The following is a 19549-nucleotide window of genomic DNA, read 5'->3' on the forward strand; positions in this document are numbered from 1 at the left end:
CCTGAACCGATAGCCGCGAGGCCTGCGCCGATGTGTGCGAGATCGCCTTCCATGTGAATTCTCCTTACGATTGGAAGTTTAGATTTCTTTCAAACCTTAGTGTGAAGGATGCAGGGCATCTTTCAGGTACACGCAGGTCAGAATGGTGAACACGTATGCTTGAATAAACGATACGAGAACTTCGAGACCGTACATCGCAGTGATTGCGAGCACAGACACAGGGCTTATCACGGCAATTGCCGCGAAGCCTGCAAATACTTTAATTACAGCGTGGCCTGCCATCACGTTACCCGCAAGACGGATAGAGTGGCTCACAGGGCGCACGAAGTATGAGATAATTTCGATGATCGCGAGCACAGGGCGAAGCGCGAGAGGCGCGCTTGAGACCCAGAAAAGCCCGAGAAATTTCGCACCGTTCTTCACAAAGCCAACGATGGTGACGGTGAGAAACACCAGCATCGCCAGAACAACCGTCACAGCAAAGTGCGATGTGGGCGTAAAGGACATTGGCAGAAGGCCGAGGAAGTTCGAGAACACGATAAACATGAACAAGGTCATGATATAAGGGAAGAAGCCGACAGCATCCTTGCCCGCAACATCTTCAACCATTTTGTAGACAAAACCGTAAGCCAATTCGGCAACGGACTGAGTCCGCCCAGGGATCGTGGCGCGGCGCGAGGTTCCAAAAACCATCAGCGCAATAATAGCAACAATCGCCAACATCATCCAAAGCGTTGCATTGGTGATCGTGAACATACCCATATGCTCACCGCCGAACAAAGGCTTAACGATGAACTGGTCCATCGGGTGAAATACAAGGCTGCTGCCTTCTGCGCCGTTTGTCTCAGTCGCCATGACTAACCCTTTTCGTCTTGTGCAGCCTGAGCTGCTTCTTGTGTCTTCTGGATCTCTTGTGCGGAGCGAAGCATCGTCTTCACACCGGCAGCAAGGCCCATAAATGTAAACAGCACCATGAATATCGGGAGCGTCCCAAAAGCCCAGTCGAGCCCGTATCCTATGCCGAAGCCAATGCCCAAACCAGCCACCAGCTCAATCACCATTCGCCACGCCAGTTGCGCTTGAGAGTAGTGTTCATCCATGTGGTCTTTTGGTGCGTGTGCCGCTTTCACCGCTTTGATCCGCTCATCCAGCTTCGAAAGCTGGTCTTTGTTATCACGGATCGACACGTCAAAAGCCCCCATGGACAGTTGCAGACTTGCTAGTGCGCAGGGCAGCCTGAGTCAAGCAGCGTTAACGCAACCATAAAATTTAAGCAAGACTCTGATTTAATTACGAAAAACTTGTCGATATGTATCGAGAACGCTCATGTGCGCCCCATCTCGCCTGACAAAAAGCACGAGATCGGGTATTCAACCAAACGGTTGATTGTCCGGTTTCCCCATCCCGTCCAGCATACCCCGAGAGGAAAGTACCAAAACTTCGAATGTTGCACCCGAGCCAGCGACGCACTCCACCCTCAATGCTAAACCAAGTGGTTGACGGAACCGCTCTCTCAGGCCAAACACAATTATGACTGAAAAGCTCGACCTCGCTTTTGCCGCTCTGGCCGACCCAACGCGCCGCGCCATCCTCACCATGCTGCTAGAGGATGATATGGCTGTCACAGACGTAGCCGAACCTTTCACAATGAGCCTCGCCGCTGTATCCAAGCACTTGGCCTTGCTAAGCCGCGCGGGTCTTATCTCTCAAGAAAAGCGCGGGCGAGTGAAGTGGTGCAAGCTAGAGCCTGACGCTTTGAAATCTGCCTCAATATGGATGCAAGGCTTCGGACAGTTTGAGCCCGTCAACCTTGACGCATTTGAACGTTTTTTGGAGAGCGAGCTGCCAGAAACGCTTGACTAGCAGCTTAGACGCTCCTTCAAAAACTTGGAGACCGCTTGCACTTTTGCCGTGCGATGCAAATCCATATGCGTAATCAACCACAAGCTTGCACCCCACTCGGGTACGGGGCCAGCGACCTTAATAAGGTCCGATCCTTCGGCCTCGGCCCCGTCACTCATAAATCCGAGCCCGACACCCGCACGAACAGCAGCATTGGCAATCTGGTAATCATCAGCCAGAAAAATAATCTGGTTCGGCGCAACATGGCCTGCCAGCCACTTGTAATAAGGCGCTCCCGTGCCGGCGTCTGCGCGGCCAACAAATCTATGCCCTGCAAGGTCATCCAGAGACTTTGGCGCACCAAAAGCGTCAATATAAGTCTGTGAAGCATAGAGGCTGACTTCAGTCCGACACAGCTCTTGAACCACATTGTCTAGCTCCTCTGGTTTGTGAGACGCCGCCCGAATGGCGATGTGAGCTTCCCCATACTCAAGCTTAAAAACACGATCCCCCGCCAGATAACGAAGACTTAAACCATCGTGCATATCCTGAAACTCTTTAAGCAAAGGCACGATGCGCGGGGCGACTTCTGTAAGCGAGGTAACCACCAGCTCGCCGCTCACAGCGCTACTCGTTCCATGAATGAGCGATTCGAGCTGCGCAAACTGCTCTGCTGTCGCCTGACCAACACGCAACAGCTCTCTCCCGGCCTCTGTCGGGGTATACCCCCGTGCATGACGTTGGAACAATTTGGCCTTCAGGCGGAGCTCAAGTGCATCAATATGGCGAATAACTGTCGCATGATGTATCCCAAGCACATCTGCAGCGCGGCTCACAGTGCCTTCACGCGCCACGTGATACGCTGTTTTTATCTCATCCCAGTTGTCCATTGCCTATGTCGCCGCTCCAATTTCCCTGACGACCAGAGTAGCGAGCGAATCGCCCATTGCAATGGCTCACGTAAAACCACGGTTGCTTTCAGTTGCCTGCCCCTGACAAACCAAAGCACAATACTGATACGTCCGTCACAGGGAGAGCACACCCCCGAAAGCAACGCGCGCCGCCGACCAAGCGAAAAGGCCGCCTGACAAAATAAAACGCCCACACGTCACTTACGACTGTGTGGGCGTTAAAATCTCGTTTAGTCAGAGCAGCTTATGTGCCGTCTGAGCTGCTGATCGCGACAGCGGCAACACCGACAAAAGCAACCGCCGCAACGGTTCCAACTGTGGCTCCACCAAGACCCAGACCAAAAAGACCGCCTTGCGACGATGTTGTGATCAGAGCGTCTTGTGACACTGTGCTTGTGGTTTCTGAATCAGCGGCGGCGAATGTAGGCGCTGCGATAAGTGCGATTGCTGCAAATTTTGCTACAGTTCTCATATTAGGACCTCGATAAAAAAATGGTAATTACAATTTATAGGGTATCTTTCTCAGCACATCACATCAAGCGCTTTGTTCAGTCTTTTTAGGGTTTGGTTAAGATGTGGCGCGAAAGTCGCCATGTTTGGGCTCAAGATACACTGAAAATGCCCAACCGTCGCAGCAACTTGACCCCCCCACACCAAAAGGCTATGAGCAGACAACCATACGGAAGTTTTTAATCTTCCGGTCTCGCTTGTCGAGATCGCCCCCCGTCAGCGAGTTTCGCCCACGGGGGTAAATTGTCATTGAGCGGCCCGCTTCCTATCTAGGGCCAAAACGCAACGGTGAAGGAGCCGACAAGATGTTTGAAAATCTGTCCGAACGCCTCTCGGGTGTCTTTGATCGCCTCACCAAGCAAGGCGCGCTCTCTGAAGATGATGTAAAAACGGCTCTGCGCGAAGTTCGCGTTGCCCTCCTTGAGGCTGACGTGTCTCTCCCGGTGGCACGTGAGTTCGTCAAAAAGGTGCAAGATCAAGCCACAGGCCAAGCGGTCACCAAGTCGGTTACACCAGGTCAGCAGGTCGTCAAAATCGTGCACGACGCGCTGGTCGATACACTCAAAGGCGCAGAAGACCCGGGCCGCCTAAAGATCGACAATCCCCCAGCGCCGATCTTGATGGTCGGCCTTCAGGGCGGCGGCAAGACCACAACCACAGGCAAGATCGCCAAGCGCCTGAAAGAGCGCGAAGGTAAAAAAGTCCTTCTCGCCTCGCTCGATATCTACCGCCCAGCCGCGATGGATCAGCTTGCCATCCTCGGCGCGCAAATCGGCGTTGACACTCTACCCATCGTTAAGGGTCAGACCCCTGTAGACATCGCCAAGCGCGCCAAACAGCAAGCGGCGCTAGGCGGGTATGACGTTTATATGCTCGATACGGCTGGCCGTCTCCAAATCGACGAACTGCTAATGAAGGAAGTGCAGGATGTGGCCGCCGTGGTTGATCCACGCGAAACCCTGCTTGTGGTTGATGGCCTCACAGGTCAGGTCGCGGTTGAAGTGGCCGAAGAATTTGATGCCAAAATCGGCATCACGGGCGTTGTTCTCACCCGTATGGACGGTGACGGGCGGGGCGGCGCCGCCCTTTCCATGCGCGCCGTCACAGGCAAGCCCATCCGTTTCGTTGGCCTTGGCGAGAAAATGGATGCCCTCGAAACATTCGAGCCAGAGCGTATCGCGGGCCGCATTCTCGGCATGGGCGACATCGTGGCTCTTGTTGAAAAAGCCCAAGACACAATCGAGGCAGAGCAAGCCGAGCGCATGATGAAGCGCTTCCAGAAGGGGCAGTTCAACATGAACGACCTCAAGATGCAGCTCGAGCAAATGCAAAAAATGGGTGGTATGGAAGGCATCATGGGCATGATGCCAGGCATGGGCAAAATGGCCAAACAAGTGCAGGACGCAGGCTTTGACGACAAGATCATCACGCGCCAGATCGCCCTCGTCCAATCCATGACAAAACGCGAGCGCGCCAACCCCCAGATCCTTCAGGCAAGCCGCAAGAAGCGCATCGCCAAAGGCGCAGGCATGGACGTGTCTGACCTCAACAAGCTTCTTAAAATGCACCGTCAGATGTCGGATATGATGAAAAAGCTCGGCAAGGGCAAAGGCGGTATGCTGAAACAAGCCATGAAAGGTATGTTCGGCGGCAAAGGCGGCCTGCCCGCCGAGCTTGGCCAAGGCATGGACCCCGCCGCTATGGAAGCCGCCGCAAAACAGCTCGGCGCATCTGGCAAACTGCCTGGTCTCGGCGGCGGCATGGGCCTGCCCTCAGGCCTTTCGGGCTTTGGGAAGAAGAAATAAGCCAATGCTGAGCCTCTCCATCCCCACGCTTGAAACCGAACGCCTGATTTTACGCGCGCATCGCGAGGAAGACTTTCGTGAGGAAGCCGCTTTTTACGCCACGGATGCCTCTCGATTTGTTGGAGGTCCCCAACCTGAGCACCGCACCTGGCGGATGCTCGCCATGATGGTCGGTCACTGGGCCTTCCGCGGCTTCGGCTTCTGGGCTTTAGAAGAAAAAACCACAGGTCGATACATGGGCCGCACCGGCCTCTGGTTCCCCCAAGGCTGGGCCGAACGCGAAATCGGTTGGACCCTGATGAACCACGCCACAGGCAAGGGCTACGCTACAGAGGCCGCCCTCGCGGCTCGCACTTATGCCTATGACATTCTGGGCTGGAATACAGCCGTCAGCCAGATCGCCCCTGAGAACGAAGGCTCAAAAGCTGTCGCCCGACGCCTTGGCGCGACATTTGAAAAAACATACGAAGACCCAGAATACGGCGCAGTTGAAATCTGGCGTCACCTCGCTCCTTCTGACATCGAAACCGGCGGGATGGAGGCCTACGCATAATGCACACAGCCAATATCCCCGTTCTCGAGACGAAACGCCTGATTCTGCGTGGCCCCGAAGCCGAGGACTACCCCGACTTCAAAGCCACGTTTTCAAGCTACCGTTCACGCTTCATGGGCGGGCCTCTGAATGCATACGAGGCATGGATGCTCTATGCCGCTGAAATCGGTCATTGGAACATTCGCGGCTTTGGTATGTGGATGATCCACGACAAAGAAACAGACGAAACCTACGGTATGGCCGGCGGCTGGAAGCCCGCGCAATGGCCCGAAGCCGAGATTGCTTGGATCATCTGGCCCGACAAAGCCGGCAAAGGCTATGCGCTTGAGGCAACCCACGCTGCGCGCGCTTATTATTACAAGCACCATGGCTGGGAAACGGCAGTTAGTTATCTTGACCCAAAAAATCTCGATAGCATCCGCCTCGCCGAGCGCCTTGGCGCAAAGCGCGACCCCGAGGCCATCACAATCGACGGGTCCGATACTGTCTATCGTCACCCCTCTCCAGCACAGCTTGATGGCACCCAACTGGCCCATGGCATCGACATGGAGATCAGCCACTATTCTGATCCACTGTTCAAACCGAAAGGATGGGCACTTGACTGATCCTATCACCCGCGCAGCGACCCTTCTCAAAGGACACCGTGAGAGTATCGACCGCCTCGACGCCATTCTTGTTTATACCCTTGGCGAGCGCTTCAAGCACACTCAGGCAGTTGGCAAGCTCAAAGCCGAACACGACCTTCCCCCGTCAGATCCAGCCCGCGAAGCGGCTCAGATTGCGCGGCTTGAAGATTTGGCAATTCAGGCCGATCTAGACCCTGAATTCGCCAAGAAGTTTCTTAACTTCATCATCGCTGAAGTCATTCAGCACCACCAAAAACACCAAGAATAACAGGCATCCGCCTGTCACGCCATTTAAGGAGAACACACCATGGCTATGAAAATTCGTCTCGCCCGCGGCGGCTCAAAAAAGCGCCCTTTCTACCGCGTTGTTGCAACTGACAGCCGTATGCCACGTGACGGTCGCTTCATCGAGAAACTCGGCACATATAACCCCCTTCTCGCCAAAGACAGCGAAGAGCGCGTAAAGCTTGACCTTGATCGTGTTAAATACTGGCTCGGTGAAGGCGCACAGCCAACAGACCGCGTTGCACGTATGCTCGAAGCCGCTGGCCTGCTTGAGAAAAAAGAGCGCGCCAACATGAAAAAAGGCGAGCCAGGCAAAAAAGCCAAGGACCGCGTTGAAGAAAAAGCTGCCAAAGCAGCAGCAGCCGCTGAAGCCGCCGCCGCTCCAGCCGAAGAAGCCCCCGCTGAAGAGGCTCCTGTCGCTGAAGACGCGTCAGAAAGCTAAGCATTATCGGGCTGGAGACATATGCGCTCCAGCCCGTCTGCTGCCTCTATGCCCATGCGCTTTATCTTTCGCCCCATCCGCAGCATTTTATTGATTGGCACGACCTTTCTTGCGGGTGTAGCCTACGAAAAATATAGTCACAGTGACCGCTGCCTCGCGGTAGGCGGCCACGTAAAGTTTGGCCTCTGTGAAGGATCCCGCCCATGAGCGAGCGTGTCTGTGTCGGCGCCATCTCAGGTGCTTTTGGTGTCCGTGGCGAAGTCCGCCTCAAAAGCTTCACAGCTGACCCTCAGGATATTGCCAACTACACCCCACTCTTTACAGAAGACGGCGCACGCAGCTTCACGGTTCATCTTACCCGCCAGATCAACAACGGTTTTTCTGCGCGCCTGAGTGACATTGCAACCAAAGAAGAAGCCGACGCCCTGCGTGGAACTCAGCTTTACGCCGAGCGCAGCCAACTGCCCTCCCTACCAGATGACGAATTCTATCATGCTGATCTCGTCAACCTCATGGTGCTTGACACAGGCGGAGCCGAGCTTGGAACCGTCAAAGCGGTTCAGAACCATGGTGCAGGTGATCTGCTCGAAATTCAGGTCAAAGCCGGCAGCGCCACAGTTCTTCTGCCCTTCACCAAAGCCATCGTCCCCACAGTTGATCTCGCCACAGGCCGCATTATTGCCGATCCCCCCGAGGGCCTCTTTGAATGAGCCGCCCGTCGGTCCACGTGATCGTGCACGCGGGATTTCACAAAACAGGGACAACCAGCCTGCAAGATTTTTTCAACCTAAACAAATCTGCTCTTGCCCCCTACATGGCCTATTATGGAAAGACAGATTTTTTTGATGCCGGCGCACAAGCCCGCATTTACGCCCAGCGCCCCTTTCCACACCGCCTGTTCAAGTTCCGCCACGCCCTGCGCGCATTTCTCCAAAGCATTCCCGAACAGTCGACAATCGTGCTCAGTCGCGAAACATTTTCCGGTGGAATGCCAGGCCACAAAACGCTCTCTGGCCGCCTGATGACATCCTACCAGCGCCCCGCCAAACGACTGGCCAAAGTGATCATATCCGAACTGCGCCGCCGTTTCGGCCCAAATACTAAAATCACTTTTTTTTATACTACGCGCGAGCGCGAAAGCTGGCTGCGCTCTGTCTACGGTCACCTCTTGCGCTCGATACGCCTCACAGATGACTATGCAAGCTTTCGGGCCCGCTTCCCAAAGCTGCTCGGCCCCGAGGGGGAGGCCCATAAACTTACCATGACGCTTGCTCCTGTTGCCGTTCACACAGCAGCCCTTGAAACTTATTCAAAAGCCCCCGAAGGTCCTGCTGCAGCCTTACTCGACCTGCTCGAGGTTCCGGCACCGCTGCGCAGCACTCTGCGCCCAATCGCGCGCCAAAACACGGCAAACCCGCCAGAGCTTCAAGCAGAATTCCTCCGCCTCAACCGGAAGATCAAAACCAAATCTGCCCTCAAAGCGGCCAAAGACGCCCTGCTCTAACGCTTCCTCTTTCCAAAAACATCCCAGGGGGTGCGGGGGACTGGTCCCCCGCTATGGTCGGATTTGCGAAGCAAATTCGAAACTCTAAAGCACGGCTGCTAGACGCGTGCCTTGGTCAATTGCGCGCTTCGCATCAAGCTCACCAGCAACATCTGCTCCCCCGATCACATGAACAGAGACGCCCTGCGCCTCTAGAGCGTCTGCGAGAGTGCGGTCACTCACCTGCCCAGCACACATAACAATCGTGTCGCACTTGATTAAGGTTGGGTTTTCCCGCGCCTCTCCAAAACTCACATACAACCCTTCCCCGTCAATGCGCTCGTAATTGACCCCGCCGATCATCTCGACGTTCTTCATCTTAAGCGCTGCACGATGGATCCAACCTGTCGTTTTCCCGAGCCGTTTGCCATGCCGCTCCGCCTTTCGCTGAAGCAGGATGACGTCCCGCGCGGGTGCTTCTGGCTGTGGCCCCTCAGGAGCAAGTCCCCCACGCGTCTCAGAGGGATCACCCACGCCCCACTCCTCTTTCCAGCTTGCAAGTTCAAGCGTCGGGCTGGCGCCCTGATGCACAAGGAATTCGCTCACATCAAAGCCAATCCCCCCCGCACCCACAACCGCCACGCGCTTGCCAACCTTCGCCTTGCCGCGCAACACATCCACATAGCTCAAGACGTGCGGCATATCCTGCCCTTCGATCTCGGGATCACGCGGCAAAACACCTGTCGCAATGATAACATCGTCAAACCCCGACAAATCGCCCGTGCCAACTTCGCGACCCAGCTCAAGCTTCACCCCGTATTTCGCAGCCATTGTGCCAAACCAGTCGACAAACCCCCAGAACTCCTCTTTCCCAGGGATTTGCTTTGCCATATTAAGCTGACCACCAATTTCAGGGGCGCGCTCAAACACTGTGACGTCATGGCCCCGTTCTGCCGCCGCAATCGCCGCGCTCATTCCCGCCGGTCCAGCCCCCACGATTGCAATTTTTTTCGACAGATCCGCTGGCTCAAGCGTCAATTCCGTCTCAAAACAAGCACGCGGGTTCACAAGACAGCTCGAAATCTTGCCTTGAAATGTATGGTCAAGGCAGGCCTGATTGCAGGCGATGCAGGGCGCAATCTCGTCCGCGCGCCCCTGTTCAGCCTTCCGCACAAAATGAGGGTCCGCAAGAAAAGGCCGCGCCATACTTACGAGGTCCGCACAGCCTTCAGCCAAAACGCTTTCGGCAACATCAGGCATATTGATACGGTTAGAGGTAATCAGCGGAATACCCACCTGCCCCATCAGCTTTTTCGTCACCCAGGCAAAGCCTGCACGCGGCACGCTTGTCGCGATTGTGGGTATCCGCGCCTCATGCCAACCAATCCCGGTGTTGATCATGCTGGCTCCAGCTCTCTCAATTTCTTGAGCAAGCTGGACAACTTCCTCATGCGTTGAGCCGTTTGGAATAAGATCAATCATGCTCAAGCGATAAATGATGATGAAATCATCGCCCACAGCCCCGCGCACGCGCTTCATAACCTCAAGGGCAAGGCGCATTCTGTTTTCATATGACCCACCCCAGCGATCCGTGCGCTTGTTCACATGGGTGACCAGAAACTGGTTGATGAAGTAGCCTTCCGAGCCCATCACCTCAACGCCGTCATACCCTGCCGCCTTGGCATTCACGGCGGCCGTCGCAAAATCGGCAATCTGCTTTTCAATGCCCTCTTCGTCCAACTCTTTGGGCAAAAATGGCGAGATTGGCGATTTAACAGGCGAAGCGCTCACACAGTCAGGCCCATAAGCATAGCGCCCCGCGTGCAAAATCTGCATAACAATCTTGCCGCCCGCCGCATGGACGCGGTCGGTGACGATCTTATGGTTGGCAATATCAGCCTCGGTATAAAGCCCAGCGGCCCCCGGAAACACTCCCCCCTCAGGGTTCGGCGCGATACCCCCTGTCACCATAAGCGCCGCCCCGCCACGCGCCCGTTCAGCATAGAACTCGGCCACGCGGTTCCAGTCCTTGGTCTCCTCAAGGTTGGTGTGCATCGAGCCCATAATCACACGGTTCTTAAGTGTGGTGTGGCCCAAATCGAGCGGGGCAAGCATATGTGGATATTGCGACATGGTAAAACTCCCTCATTGCCGCCCAAATTGCGGCAAAACGAGGATCAAGTCACCTCAAACGCGGCGTCAATCTTTCGGTGCGTTCACCCGCTTTGAAAGAGCCTCACGACTTTCAACACGTTCCGAATAGCGGTCAACAAGATGGTCTTTGATGTCCCGCGTCAGCCAGGTGAACTTCACAAGTTCCTCCATGACATCCACGACACGGTCGTAGTAGGGTGAGGGCTTCATCCGTCCTACATCATCAAACTCGTCCCATGCTTTCGCGACAGACGACTGGTTCGGAATGGTCAATAGCCGCATCCAGCGCCCAAGTATACGCAGCTGGTTGACAGTGTTGAAGCTCTGGCTTCCGCCCTCCACCTGCATCAAAGCCAGCGTCTTTCCCTGTGTCGGACGCACGCCCCCAATCGGCGCCAGTGGAATCCAGTCAATCTGGGTCTTCATAAGCCCCGTCATTGCGCCATGCCGCTCAGGGCTGGACCAGACCATCCCCTCACACCAGAGAACAAGCGTGCGAAGTTCTTGCACCTTAGGATCACTTTCGGACAAGTCGTCAACAAGGGGTAACCCCGAAGGATCAAAGAGCCGCGCTTCACAGCCAAGCCGCGTCAAAATACGTGCGGCCTCTTCTGCCATAAGTCGGCTGTATGATGTCTTTCGTAGACTGCCGTAAAGAAGCAAGATGCGCGGTTTATGGGTGCTGCGCTCACTGGGGAATAAAGCATCAAGCTCGATCGCTCGAAACGCATCATCTTTCAAATTTGGTGTATCCATCATGGTTTGATCAGGTCTCAACACAATGCCGTCGAAACGCGCGTTTCAACATATCCAGCTCCTGACGCAGCAGATTAACTTCTACGCGTAAATCCTCATCCAAAGCATCCCCCGACAGCAGCGAAATGCTGGCAAGGCAGTCGTCGGTTTCAGCGTCCAAAATCACAATGGTGCGAATGCCATCCGCAATGGCTTCGGCAGGGATCGGCACTCCCATTTCCCATGCGCCCTCTTCGCCACGTTGGAAAGTCAGCCCCAAAAGCTGCTTTCCGTCCAGCACAGCCGCCAGCTTTGGGGGCTCCTCAATCGCTGCACCATCTGCGCGGCTAACAACAGCCTCCCAGCGCGCTTCTATCATACGGCGTTTTGTGACGACAAACTCGCTCATTCGGTGCCCCCTAAAGTTCGGCTCTTGGTCTGCGGCTAAAGGTCAGGTCACGCAGTGTGACTTGGTTCATATCTGGTCCCTCAAAAATCAGATCGAGCCAGATCCGCTCCACCCTCTTTTCATTCATTTTCGAGTAGGCCAAATCAAACTCCACAACAACATCAGGTTGGTTCAAAGGCAGCTCGCGAACGATCTGCTCGGTGTTTGGTCCATGCTTTATGTTCAAACGCGCAAAGATTTCGAGCGGTTTTTCGCATTCGACAATCGTATGTATCCGAAGCAGATGCTTGCGCAACAGTCCCCGCGCCGCAGCCTCAGGCAAGTCGACAACAACCGAGAGAAAAGAGCCGTCAAACTTAAAAACATCAAGCCTCAGCCCATACGGCGCCAAGTCTGCCTCACGCCGATTGCGCAGCTGGCGCAAAGTGAGCTCCGAATACCGGCAGTCGTGAAACAGCGTGACTTCACGGCCCAACATGGACTTCGTTTCAACAGAGCTAAACCCAGGGTTCGGCAGAGGCCCGCGCCACAATTCGGGCCGCCAAGACCAGTCAGAATCAAACGGCCTGTCAAAAGCGTGAGAGCCAATCATCGGCAGAGCAAGGCGCTCATCTGCCGTGTGAATAAGAAGATCAAGCTGAGCTTTCAGCTTTCGCGCCTCAGCCCTCTCACGCCGCAACGCTTCAAGCTTGGTAATCTTTGCGCGCAACGCCGCCCTGCTCCAGCGCCGAAGCGACATCCTATAAACCGCGCGTTGCCACGCAAAATTTCTATTCATAAAAGCCATAACTCAAACACAAGCTCTCTCATTCACTCGTTACTGTTATTCTAATGGAAACAAATTTAACTAAAAGGTCTATTTTTTATCGAGACCCGCAACAATCAAGAAAACTTACATTTTCTCTTTTCAAACAAGGCTCTTAGTCAAGCTCCCTCCCAACACTCGCGCCAAGGACCGCTTCTGCAAATTCAATCAACAGCGCCTTGCCCTCATCCCCAGAGGCAATCCCGCCTTTTTCCGAGTAGAGCGCAAGACCTACAAGATAGCCGTTAAAACTTAACGCTGCGCGCCAGTGTTTTGGCTCGCCGTTCGGGACAATCGCATCCCCGCCCTGTGCAAGCTGAACAAGGCTCATCCCATCACCGTTTTCCTGATATATCGGCTGGATACCCGCAAAAGCACGCGCCAAACTCTCAGCCTCGGCCTGCACCACCTCTTTTCTCTGCGGTTGCGCCTGCAATGTCAGAATCGCAGCCTCAAGACCAAGCCCGCCCGCCGCTTCATCCAATGCCGCACAAGGCACCACAAGCGCAAACCCTCCAGACGGGCCAGACTTAAGCGACCGCCGGTCCACGCAAAAGCCTTTCGGCCCTGCCACCACCAGCTTGTCAGGCACAATCGTCGCACGCCCTAATGCACCTTTAGACTGGCTCAAGACGCGGGTCTCCGAAGGCACTGCCTCCAGACACCCGCTCAACATTGAGGCCAGCACAACGCCAAAACACGCAAACAGGACTCTGGGTCTAGAGGTCCATATAGACATGTTTCTCCGCCTGCGCGCCGGGATGGGTCACGGCGCCTTTATAGGTCGCGCCGACAAGCTGGGCAAATTTCCATACCGCACCAGAAGCATAAATTGTTTCACGTGGGCCTGCCCAATTGGCTTTGCGCGTGGCCAGTTCGGCGTCGCTCACATCGACAGAAAGCTCCCCCTTGACCGCGTCAATCGTGATGATGTCTCCGGTCGCAAGCAAGGCAATCGGCCCGCCATGCGCAGCCTCAGGCCCGACATGACCAACACAGAACCCGCGCGTTGCTCCCGAAAAGCGCCCATCAGTGATCAAAGCAACCTTCTTGCCCATGCCTTGCCCGCTCAGAGCCGCCGTCGTCGCAAGCATCTCGCGCATACCCGGCCCACCTGCGGGGCCCTCATTCCGGATCACAAGAACCTCGCCCTCTTCATAGGCGCGGTTTTGCACCGCCTCAAAAGCGTCTTCCTCACACTCAAAGACACGCGCAGGTCCCGTAAAGACCTGATGCTCAGGCGCGATCCCCGCGACTTTCACAATCGCACCTTCCGGCGCGATATTGCCTTTCAGGCCCACAACGCCGCCTGTCGTCGTAATTGGCGTTTCAATCGGATAAATCACACGGCCATCAGCCTCGCCCTTGATTGTATCAAGCGCTTCACCGAGCGTTACGCCGGCAGATGTCATGCAATCCTCATGCAGTAAGCCAGCCTTGCGCAATTCCTTCATAACAACAGGCACACCGCCTGCTTCATAAAGGTCTTTCGCAACATAGTTCCCACCTGGTTTCAGATCGACAAAATAGGGCGTATCACGGAAGATGTCGCAGACATCCTCAAGGTAAAACTCAATACCAGCTTCATGCGCAATCGCAGGCAAGTGAAGCCCCGCATTGGTGCTCCCTCCCGTGCAGGCCACAACCCGCGCCGCATTCTCAAGCGATTTGCGCGTCACAACGTCCCGTGCGCGAATATTCTTTTCCAATAGCATCATGACTGCTTCGCCAGACGCGGCGGCATATTGATCACGGCTTTCATAAGGTGCCGGAGCGCCCGAAGAGTTGAGCAGCGCCAAGCCAATAGCCTCGCTCACACAGGCCATCGTATTGGCGGTAAACTGCCCGCCGCAGGCCCCAGCGCTCGGACAAGCGACACGCTCAAGCACAGCGAGGGCCTCGCTTGACAACGTGCCCGCCTGATGGCGTCCTACAGCCTCAAACATATCTTGCACAGTCAGATCCCGCCCCGCGAGGTCGTCAGGAATGCCCGCATCCGTCGGTGCGCGGCCCGGCAAAATTGAACCGCCATATACAAAAACAGACGGCACATTCAGCCGCACCATCGCCATCATCATCCCCGGCAAAGATTTGTCACAGCCCGCAAGCCCGACGAGAGCATCATAGCAATGCCCTCGCATCGTCAACTCGACCGTATCGGCAATCGCTTCGCGTGACGCAAGCGACGAGCGCATCCCTTCATGCCCCATGGCAATCCCGTCCGTCACGGTGATGGTCGTGAATTCTCGTGGACTGCCATGTGCCTCACGCACACCCGCCTTTGCGGCCTGCGCCTGACGGTTCAGTGAAATATTGCAAGGTGCGGCTTCGTTCCAGCACGTTGCCACGCCAACAAGGGGTTGGTGAATCTCTTCCTCGGTCATGCCCATAGCATGATAAAATGATCGGTGCGGTGCTTTTGAGGGCCCCTCTGTCACATGGCGGCTCGGCAACTTGGCTTTGTCAAATTTTGTCATGGCTCTCTCCCCTGTCAGCGCTGGTAAATAATTACCCAAGCAACTGCGATGACACAAGTCATGAAGCGTCAAGCACTGGTGTGGCGATGAGTCTCTTCTGTTGCGCGCGCAAACCCTTCAAGTCGCTTGCGCAACCGTTTTGACAGGCTCCCGCGCGCCAACTTTAACGACTGGACCAGAAGCCGTGCAGAAAGCGTTTTCGGTGCAAGCTCAACCTCCACTCCCAAACGCGTGCGCTGCCTTGAAAGCGCAACCAGTTCGAGCATCAGATGACCATCAAGACCAGACGTCGCGCTGCGCACTTTGAGTTCACTGGGCTGGATAACCTCCAGAAGCTCAATCCGCATATCCCGTCGCTTGCCGCGAAAATCAAAGCCGACCTGCCATGCCATCCCTGCACAAGGCCCCATCAGCTCATCAAGGCGCTGAACTTCGGCTCCGCGCCGCAACGCTTGCGTAGAAAAACCGTCAAAGTCGGTCACTGCCGCAAACACAGCCTCTATCGGCGCATCAATATCCTGCTTTGCGGAAAACTGCATCTGATACATACCCTATAACTCATACTCGAAATCAGCTTGGAGCTATCTAAGACGATCCGCAAGCCAGTTTGACAGTAAAAAATGTGCAATTGCACCTTTTCGGGCAGGCTTCAGTGTCGGGTGATCTCCTGAAAAAGAAAGCGCAATCTCTTCGCGGCTAAACCAGCGCGCATCTTCAATTTCATTCGGGTCAATGGTGATCGCATCTGTTTCGGCACGCCCATAACACCCGATCATCAACGAGCTGGGGAACGGCCACGGTTGGCTTGCCAGATACCCCACTTCACTCACCTTGATCGCAGCCTCCTCAAAGACTTCACGGCGCACCGCCGCCTCTAGCGTTTCTCCTGGCTCAACAAAGCCCGCAAGCAGAGAATACATCCCTTCGGGCCAACCATGCGACCGCCCCATCAAGACCGCGTTTCCGCGTGTGATCAGCATGATCACCACAGGGTCGGTGCGCGGGAAATGCTGCGTATTGCAGCTAGGACAAGACCGTTGCCACCCCGCCATAACCATCTGGCTTTCTTCGCCGCAGGCCGCGCAATATCGGTGCGACCTGTGCCATCCGAGAACAGCACGAGCGGTTGCCGCAAGCTCTGCGTCACGCATTGTGAGTTGCGACATCACGCCTCGCAACTCCAAAAAGACGTGGCTCTCCTCAAGCATCGGGTGCTGCTGCTCACTCGGATCAAAAAAGGCCCCCAAGGCGGCCTCATCAACCTCATCTGGCACCCAGTCGGAAATATCGCTCACAAAGACCAGCTTGCCGCTCTCTTCACGGCCCAAAAGCAGAGGGCTGCGACCATGCTCTTGAAGCACGATATGATCCATCGGCAGCCGCGCCAAACGCGCCCGCGCCGTGCCTTCCAAAAGCGGCTTACCACGCCAAAGCAAGATGGTCTCGGCTTGGCCCGCAGCAATCGCCGCATCCAAGACCTCTGCTTGCCCTCTTATCTCCGCAGCACGGTCTAACCGCGAGCCACCAAAGGTTACCGTTTCTGCCAGTCTCATGTGGGTCCCTCTCAGTCGCCACACCCTAGCCCTGTTCTCACCATTGGAACAACCGCCAAACAGGGGGTCACCCTGGCATATTGAACAACTCAACCAATGCGTGTTAAGATAAGTTATTAAACACGTTAAATAAATTATAGCCTTTCAGTATTTACATGGTGGCCGAACTGTCTGATTTCTTCAATGACACTGCCGATAATCCCTCGCATCTGCGCATTTTGCAGACAACAGATTTGCACGCTCATGTGCTGGCGTTTGATTATAACAACGATCGGTTTTTTTCGCGTCGGGGCCTGTCTCGCGCGGCACAGTTTATAGATGATGCCAGAGCGCAGGGCGCGCCGTCCTTCTTGTTTGATTCAGGCGACTTTTTGCAAGGCTCCCCGCTCGCAGACCGGCTCGCACAAGCGCCTCCAGAAGCCCCCTATGATCACCCTGTTATCACAGCAATGAACCTTCAGGGCTATGACGCCGCAACTCTTGGAAACCACGACCTTGACTTTGGTCTGGCACATTTGTCTGCGGCACTCTCTCAAGCAAATTTCCCCTTTGTCTCCGCCAATTTGGTGCTCCCCTCCGAGGCGGTGCCAGAGCTTAAGCGGTTTGTCGTTCTGGAGCGACACCTAGAAGGCCATGATAAGCCCCTGCGCATAGGGGTCACGGGATGCCTTCCAGAAATAACCCTTCAGGGTGCCGCAGGCTTTGACCCGAGTATTTCTTGCCTGCCGATGATACCAGCCCTAACCCGCGCCATATCCGAGATGAAGCACAAAGGAGCCGATCTGGTTGTCGTTCTGGCCCATTGCGGAAAAGTCACCATAGACACCGAAATCGCCCAGCTAGAAGGCGTTGATATCGTTCTGGGCGGACATACACATGAGGTGCTTCCAAAGCCGGAAGACACCCTGTCAGAGGCTCCCAGATCTGACGTGCCAGTGATGCTCTCAGGTGCGCTTGGTGAATACGTCGGGCAAATGGACCTTTCTCTCACCCGCGCTCAAAACACATGGTAGATCGCGTCGAGCACCATAAAAATGTTGCGCAATGCGCCCCATGCGCCTGAAAGCCAACCCTTTGTCGACGCCCTTGCACATCATCACAAAGCGACCCTTGTGACAGTCGCAAAGCCGATCGGAGAAACCGCTCACCAGATCGACAGCTTTTTTGCTCTCGCCACAAACAACAGCGCGCTTCAATTGGTTGCCCAGTCGTTTTGTGCAGCCCTTTCAGACACTCACGCCAAAAGCGAATGGTCAGAGCTTCCGCTCTTGTCTGCGATTGCGCCGTTCCGCTCAGGCGGGATGAACGGCCCGCGCCATTACTGCCATATTCAAAGAGGCCCGCTCCGCCTGCGCGACCTCGACAAGCTCTACAGCTTTCCCGATACACTCTGTGCACTTTTGCTCAACGGCAAGGCCCTGCGCACATGGCTTGACATGAGCGCCAGCCTTTTCTGCCAGATCCCCGACCGCAGCACCAACAAGCCCCTGCACAATCCGCAGTTTCCAAGTTATCTTTTTGATGTCATTCCCCAGCTCGATTACGAAATCGACCTGTCCCAGCCCCCCACATTCAATGAACGGCGAGAGAAAATCGGAGACGGTGGCGGGCGGATCAGTGCCTTATGTTATCAAGGCAGCCCCGTCACAGATGATGCGCGCTTCGTTCTGGCGACAAGCTCCTTTCGCGCACGCGGCATTCTGCCTGATATGCCCCCAAAAGATGCGCCACAGCTCCTTTTTGACACAGGGCAGATGTGCCGCACGGCGATCAGCACCTACATTTCCGAGCGGAGCCCGATCTCGATTCCAGCGCGCGAATCCTGGCACTTCAAACCCCAAGCCGAGACCAGCGCCACATTCCTCACCTCACAATGCGCTACGGGCGACCCCGCACATGGCATCAGCTTTCTGCGCAACACAGAAGACGGCTTCTCTGAAATGAGGCTTTCTCTGGAGGGCCCTATCGAGCCGCACGATTCCGTTTAGTGAGCGCAGAGTTCCCCAAGGCAGCTTATCTCCCGATCGCCGCGCCCACTGGTGGGCCAAGCCGTCCACAGCCCCTTGCCAATCAAGATTTGCGCCCCTATATCTCCGTTCGAGAGGTTGGCGCGGGCAGGCGCCTCGCCAACCCGGTCAGATCCGGAAGGAAGCAGCCGCAACGAGCCCCGCTTGGGTCGTGATCAGCCTCTCACCCTTCCCTCCCTGTTTCAACACCACTGTCCAAAACTGGGCGTGATATACTACGGGCTTGAAGCGCGCCACATTGCGCGCTCCCACGGCTGGCCTGATCTCCGACTGCAACGGCCAAATCGGAGTAATCGCCCCTTCAGGCGGCGAACCGATCATCCGGATCATTCAGGATGGCGCGCTGGGGGTCGGGTAATCCCCCCACGTTTAATGGGGTGCACCCGTAGAACTTACGCAGCCATTTTCAGCTTCAGGGCAGGTGTGAAACGCTAATCGGGGGCCAAGACAAAAGAGTGCGCGCGAAAAGGAGGGCTTAGAAACGCCATTCACAAACAGCGCGCCACCGTTGTTGAACAGATCGTTTCGGATCGATTTGAGGTTATGTTTTGAAGGCAAAACAGCATTTTTTTGTGTGCTGTATTTGTCTATGAGATCGTCAGAGAGATATCGTTTGATAGGCTTTATTAGGTTTGGCGGTGACCTACTCTCCCACACCTTAAGATGCAGTACCATCGGCGCGACAGCGCTTAACGGCCGGGTTCGGAATGGGACCGGGTGTTTCGCTTGTGCTATGACCACCAAACCAAAAAAAGCCTATCAAAATTCCAAGTCAAGTCATCTAGTGTGATGTATGCTGATGTCTAGTAAAAGCCTGGCTTTTACTGGATCAAATCAAGCCTATCGGACCATTAGTACCAGTCAACTGAATGCATTGCTGCACTTACATCTCTGGCCTATCGACGAGGTGGTCTACCTCGGTCCTCAGGGAT

22 protein-coding genes, 2 rRNA genes and 1 other RNA gene are annotated in these 19549 nt (G+C 55.3%); 11 read left to right on the forward strand and 14 right to left on the reverse strand.

All coding sequences use genetic code 11. The annotated features are described in order from the left end of the window. Positions 1-96 precede the first annotated feature (96 nt). The gene (locus ACTF58_RS12075; protein ID WP_438992225.1) at positions 97-855 is read right to left on the reverse strand and encodes a F0F1 ATP synthase subunit A; all 759 of its coding nucleotides are present in this window, start codon (positions 853-855) and stop codon (positions 97-99) included. Positions 856-857: 2 nt separating this feature from the next. Continuing rightward, positions 858-1202 carry an AtpZ/AtpI family protein gene (locus ACTF58_RS12080; RefSeq protein ID WP_438992226.1) on the reverse strand — a complete coding sequence of 115 codons (345 nt, stop codon included), beginning with the start codon at positions 1200-1202 and terminating at the stop codon, positions 858-860. Between the two features lie 328 nt (positions 1203-1530). On the opposite strand from ACTF58_RS12080, the gene ACTF58_RS12085 reads away from it, so the two are divergent. Further along, positions 1531-1863 carry an ArsR/SmtB family transcription factor gene (locus ACTF58_RS12085; RefSeq protein WP_438992227.1) on the forward strand — a complete coding sequence of 111 codons (333 nt, stop codon included), beginning with the start codon at positions 1531-1533 and terminating at the stop codon, positions 1861-1863. On the opposite strand, the gene ACTF58_RS12090 is transcribed toward ACTF58_RS12085, so the two are convergent. Together ACTF58_RS12090 and ACTF58_RS12095 are read right to left on the reverse strand one after the other, a co-directional pair. Beyond that, a complete protein-coding gene (locus tag ACTF58_RS12090) occupies positions 1860-2732 on the reverse strand; it encodes a LysR family transcriptional regulator (RefSeq protein WP_438992228.1) in 873 nt (290 codons plus the stop codon). The two genes, ACTF58_RS12085 and ACTF58_RS12090, sit on opposite strands and share 4 nt — an antisense overlap. Before the next feature lie 265 nt (positions 2733-2997). Beyond that, the gene (locus ACTF58_RS12095; RefSeq protein ID WP_438992229.1) at positions 2998-3225 is read right to left on the reverse strand and encodes a hypothetical protein; all 228 of its coding nucleotides are present in this window, start codon (positions 3223-3225) and stop codon (positions 2998-3000) included. A 343-nt stretch (positions 3226-3568) separates the two neighbouring features. Between ACTF58_RS12095 and ffh the strand changes: the two genes are divergently transcribed. From ffh to ACTF58_RS12130, 7 genes are all read left to right on the forward strand, one after another. Beyond that, entirely contained in the window at positions 3569-5068 is a 1500-nt protein-coding gene (gene ffh, locus ACTF58_RS12100; RefSeq protein WP_438992230.1) for a signal recognition particle protein, read from the forward strand. 4 nt (positions 5069-5072) lie between these two features. Next, positions 5073-5621 carry a GNAT family N-acetyltransferase gene (locus ACTF58_RS12105; protein ID WP_438992231.1) on the forward strand — a complete coding sequence of 183 codons (549 nt, stop codon included), beginning with the start codon at positions 5073-5075 and terminating at the stop codon, positions 5619-5621. Continuing rightward, on the forward strand, positions 5621-6226 hold the full coding sequence (locus ACTF58_RS12110) for a GNAT family N-acetyltransferase (protein WP_438992232.1): 606 nt from the start codon (positions 5621-5623) through the stop codon (positions 6224-6226). Before ACTF58_RS12105 ends, ACTF58_RS12110 begins: the two co-directional genes overlap by 1 nt. Beyond that, positions 6219-6515 (forward strand): chorismate mutase, encoded by a 297-nt coding sequence (locus ACTF58_RS12115; RefSeq protein ID WP_438992233.1) that lies wholly within the window; start codon positions 6219-6221, stop codon positions 6513-6515. The genes ACTF58_RS12110 and ACTF58_RS12115 overlap by 8 nt, the downstream gene beginning before the upstream one ends. A gap of 39 nt (positions 6516-6554) precedes the next feature. Continuing rightward, on the forward strand, positions 6555-6974 hold the full coding sequence (rpsP, locus tag ACTF58_RS12120) for a 30S ribosomal protein S16 (protein ID WP_438992234.1): 420 nt from the start codon (positions 6555-6557) through the stop codon (positions 6972-6974). Positions 6975-7177: 203 nt separating this feature from the next. Beyond that, positions 7178-7684, forward strand: a complete 507-nt coding sequence (gene rimM, locus ACTF58_RS12125; protein ID WP_438992235.1) for a ribosome maturation factor RimM — start codon at positions 7178-7180, stop codon at positions 7682-7684. Next, positions 7681-8478: a hypothetical protein gene (locus ACTF58_RS12130; RefSeq protein WP_438992236.1), complete on the forward strand. Its 798-nt coding sequence runs from the start codon at positions 7681-7683 to the stop codon at positions 8476-8478. Before rimM ends, ACTF58_RS12130 begins: the two co-directional genes overlap by 4 nt. 84 nt (positions 8479-8562) lie before the next feature. Here the strand turns inward: ACTF58_RS12130 and ACTF58_RS12135 are convergent, their stop codons facing one another. The 8 genes from ACTF58_RS12135 to nudC form a co-directional block, all read right to left on the reverse strand. Next, a complete protein-coding gene (locus tag ACTF58_RS12135) occupies positions 8563-10590 on the reverse strand; it encodes an FAD-dependent oxidoreductase (RefSeq protein WP_438992237.1) in 2028 nt (675 codons plus the stop codon). A gap of 66 nt (positions 10591-10656) precedes the next feature. Further along, positions 10657-11370, reverse strand: a complete 714-nt coding sequence (arsH, locus tag ACTF58_RS12140) for an arsenical resistance protein ArsH (protein WP_438992238.1) — start codon at positions 11368-11370, stop codon at positions 10657-10659. Positions 11371-11377: 7 nt separating this feature from the next. Beyond that, positions 11378-11755 (reverse strand): hypothetical protein, encoded by a 378-nt coding sequence (locus ACTF58_RS12145; protein WP_438992239.1) that lies wholly within the window; start codon positions 11753-11755, stop codon positions 11378-11380. A 10-nt stretch (positions 11756-11765) separates the two neighbouring features. Beyond that, positions 11766-12533: a DUF6478 family protein gene (locus tag ACTF58_RS12150; RefSeq protein WP_438992240.1), complete on the reverse strand. Its 768-nt coding sequence runs from the start codon at positions 12531-12533 to the stop codon at positions 11766-11768. A 142-nt stretch (positions 12534-12675) separates the two neighbouring features. Then, positions 12676-13191: a hypothetical protein gene (locus ACTF58_RS12155; RefSeq protein ID WP_438992241.1), complete on the reverse strand. Its 516-nt coding sequence runs from the start codon at positions 13189-13191 to the stop codon at positions 12676-12678. A gap of 88 nt (positions 13192-13279) precedes the next feature. Further along, positions 13280-15037 (reverse strand): dihydroxy-acid dehydratase, encoded by a 1758-nt coding sequence (gene ilvD, locus ACTF58_RS12160; protein ID WP_438992242.1) that lies wholly within the window; start codon positions 15035-15037, stop codon positions 13280-13282. Between the two features lie 68 nt (positions 15038-15105). Continuing rightward, entirely contained in the window at positions 15106-15576 is a 471-nt protein-coding gene (locus ACTF58_RS12165) for an SRPBCC family protein (RefSeq protein WP_438992243.1), read from the reverse strand. 42 nt (positions 15577-15618) lie between these two features. Continuing rightward, positions 15619-16590 carry an NAD(+) diphosphatase gene (nudC, locus tag ACTF58_RS12170; protein ID WP_438992244.1) on the reverse strand — a complete coding sequence of 324 codons (972 nt, stop codon included), beginning with the start codon at positions 16588-16590 and terminating at the stop codon, positions 15619-15621. A gap of 155 nt (positions 16591-16745) precedes the next feature. Between nudC and ACTF58_RS12175 the strand changes: the two genes are divergently transcribed. The 3 genes from ACTF58_RS12175 to ffs all read left to right on the forward strand — a co-directional run bounded on the left by ACTF58_RS12175 (position 16746) and on the right by ffs (position 18786). Then, the gene (locus tag ACTF58_RS12175) at positions 16746-17603 is read left to right on the forward strand and encodes a bifunctional metallophosphatase/5'-nucleotidase (protein WP_438992245.1); all 858 of its coding nucleotides are present in this window, start codon (positions 16746-16748) and stop codon (positions 17601-17603) included. A 21-nt stretch (positions 17604-17624) separates the two neighbouring features. After that, complete coding sequence (locus ACTF58_RS12180) at positions 17625-18578, forward strand: 5'-nucleotidase C-terminal domain-containing protein (protein ID WP_438992246.1); 954 nt, start codon at positions 17625-17627, stop codon at positions 18576-18578. Positions 18579-18688: 110 nt separating this feature from the next. After that, positions 18689-18786, forward strand: an RNA gene (ffs, locus tag ACTF58_RS12185) — signal recognition particle sRNA small type. 461 nt (positions 18787-19247) lie between these two features. Here the strand turns inward: ffs and rrf are convergent. Continuing rightward, positions 19248-19362 (reverse strand): 5S ribosomal RNA (gene rrf / locus ACTF58_RS12190). An 85-nt stretch (positions 19363-19447) separates the two neighbouring features. Beyond that, positions 19448-19549 (reverse strand): 23S ribosomal RNA (locus tag ACTF58_RS12195); the annotation flags it as partial.

The sequence above is a fragment of the Lentibacter sp. genome, from assembly GCF_965657785.1.
Classification (GTDB): domain Bacteria; phylum Pseudomonadota; class Alphaproteobacteria; order Rhodobacterales; family Rhodobacteraceae; genus Lentibacter.

Excerpts from the sequence above, each read along its gene's own strand:
- ACTF58_RS12075 (WP_438992225.1), bottom strand. The coding sequence starts at position 855 with ATGGCGACTGAGACAAACGGCGCAGAAGGCAGCAGCCTTGTATTTCAC.
- ACTF58_RS12080 (WP_438992226.1), bottom strand. The coding sequence starts at position 1,202 with ATGGGGGCTTTTGACGTGTCGATCCGTGATAACAAAGACCAGCTTTCG.
- ACTF58_RS12085 (WP_438992227.1), top strand. The coding sequence starts at position 1,531 with ATGACTGAAAAGCTCGACCTCGCTTTTGCCGCTCTGGCCGACCCAACG.
- ACTF58_RS12090 (WP_438992228.1), bottom strand. The coding sequence starts at position 2,732 with ATGGACAACTGGGATGAGATAAAAACAGCGTATCACGTGGCGCGTGAA.
- ACTF58_RS12095 (WP_438992229.1), bottom strand. The coding sequence starts at position 3,225 with ATGAGAACTGTAGCAAAATTTGCAGCAATCGCACTTATCGCAGCGCCT.
- ffh (WP_438992230.1), top strand. The coding sequence starts at position 3,569 with ATGTTTGAAAATCTGTCCGAACGCCTCTCGGGTGTCTTTGATCGCCTC.
- ACTF58_RS12105 (WP_438992231.1), top strand. The coding sequence starts at position 5,073 with ATGCTGAGCCTCTCCATCCCCACGCTTGAAACCGAACGCCTGATTTTA.
- ACTF58_RS12110 (WP_438992232.1), top strand. The coding sequence starts at position 5,621 with ATGCACACAGCCAATATCCCCGTTCTCGAGACGAAACGCCTGATTCTG.
- rpsP (WP_438992234.1), top strand. The coding sequence starts at position 6,555 with ATGGCTATGAAAATTCGTCTCGCCCGCGGCGGCTCAAAAAAGCGCCCT.
- rimM (WP_438992235.1), top strand. The coding sequence starts at position 7,178 with ATGAGCGAGCGTGTCTGTGTCGGCGCCATCTCAGGTGCTTTTGGTGTC.
- ACTF58_RS12130 (WP_438992236.1), top strand. The coding sequence starts at position 7,681 with ATGAGCCGCCCGTCGGTCCACGTGATCGTGCACGCGGGATTTCACAAA.
- ACTF58_RS12135 (WP_438992237.1), bottom strand. The coding sequence starts at position 10,590 with ATGTCGCAATATCCACATATGCTTGCCCCGCTCGATTTGGGCCACACC.
- arsH (WP_438992238.1), bottom strand. The coding sequence starts at position 11,370 with ATGATGGATACACCAAATTTGAAAGATGATGCGTTTCGAGCGATCGAG.
- ACTF58_RS12145 (WP_438992239.1), bottom strand. The coding sequence starts at position 11,755 with ATGAGCGAGTTTGTCGTCACAAAACGCCGTATGATAGAAGCGCGCTGG.
- ACTF58_RS12150 (WP_438992240.1), bottom strand. The coding sequence starts at position 12,533 with ATGAATAGAAATTTTGCGTGGCAACGCGCGGTTTATAGGATGTCGCTT.
- ilvD (WP_438992242.1), bottom strand. The coding sequence starts at position 15,037 with ATGACAAAATTTGACAAAGCCAAGTTGCCGAGCCGCCATGTGACAGAG.
- ACTF58_RS12165 (WP_438992243.1), bottom strand. The coding sequence starts at position 15,576 with ATGCAGTTTTCCGCAAAGCAGGATATTGATGCGCCGATAGAGGCTGTG.
- nudC (WP_438992244.1), bottom strand. The coding sequence starts at position 16,590 with ATGAGACTGGCAGAAACGGTAACCTTTGGTGGCTCGCGGTTAGACCGT.
- ACTF58_RS12175 (WP_438992245.1), top strand. The coding sequence starts at position 16,746 with ATGGTGGCCGAACTGTCTGATTTCTTCAATGACACTGCCGATAATCCC.
- ACTF58_RS12180 (WP_438992246.1), top strand. The coding sequence starts at position 17,625 with ATGTTGCGCAATGCGCCCCATGCGCCTGAAAGCCAACCCTTTGTCGAC.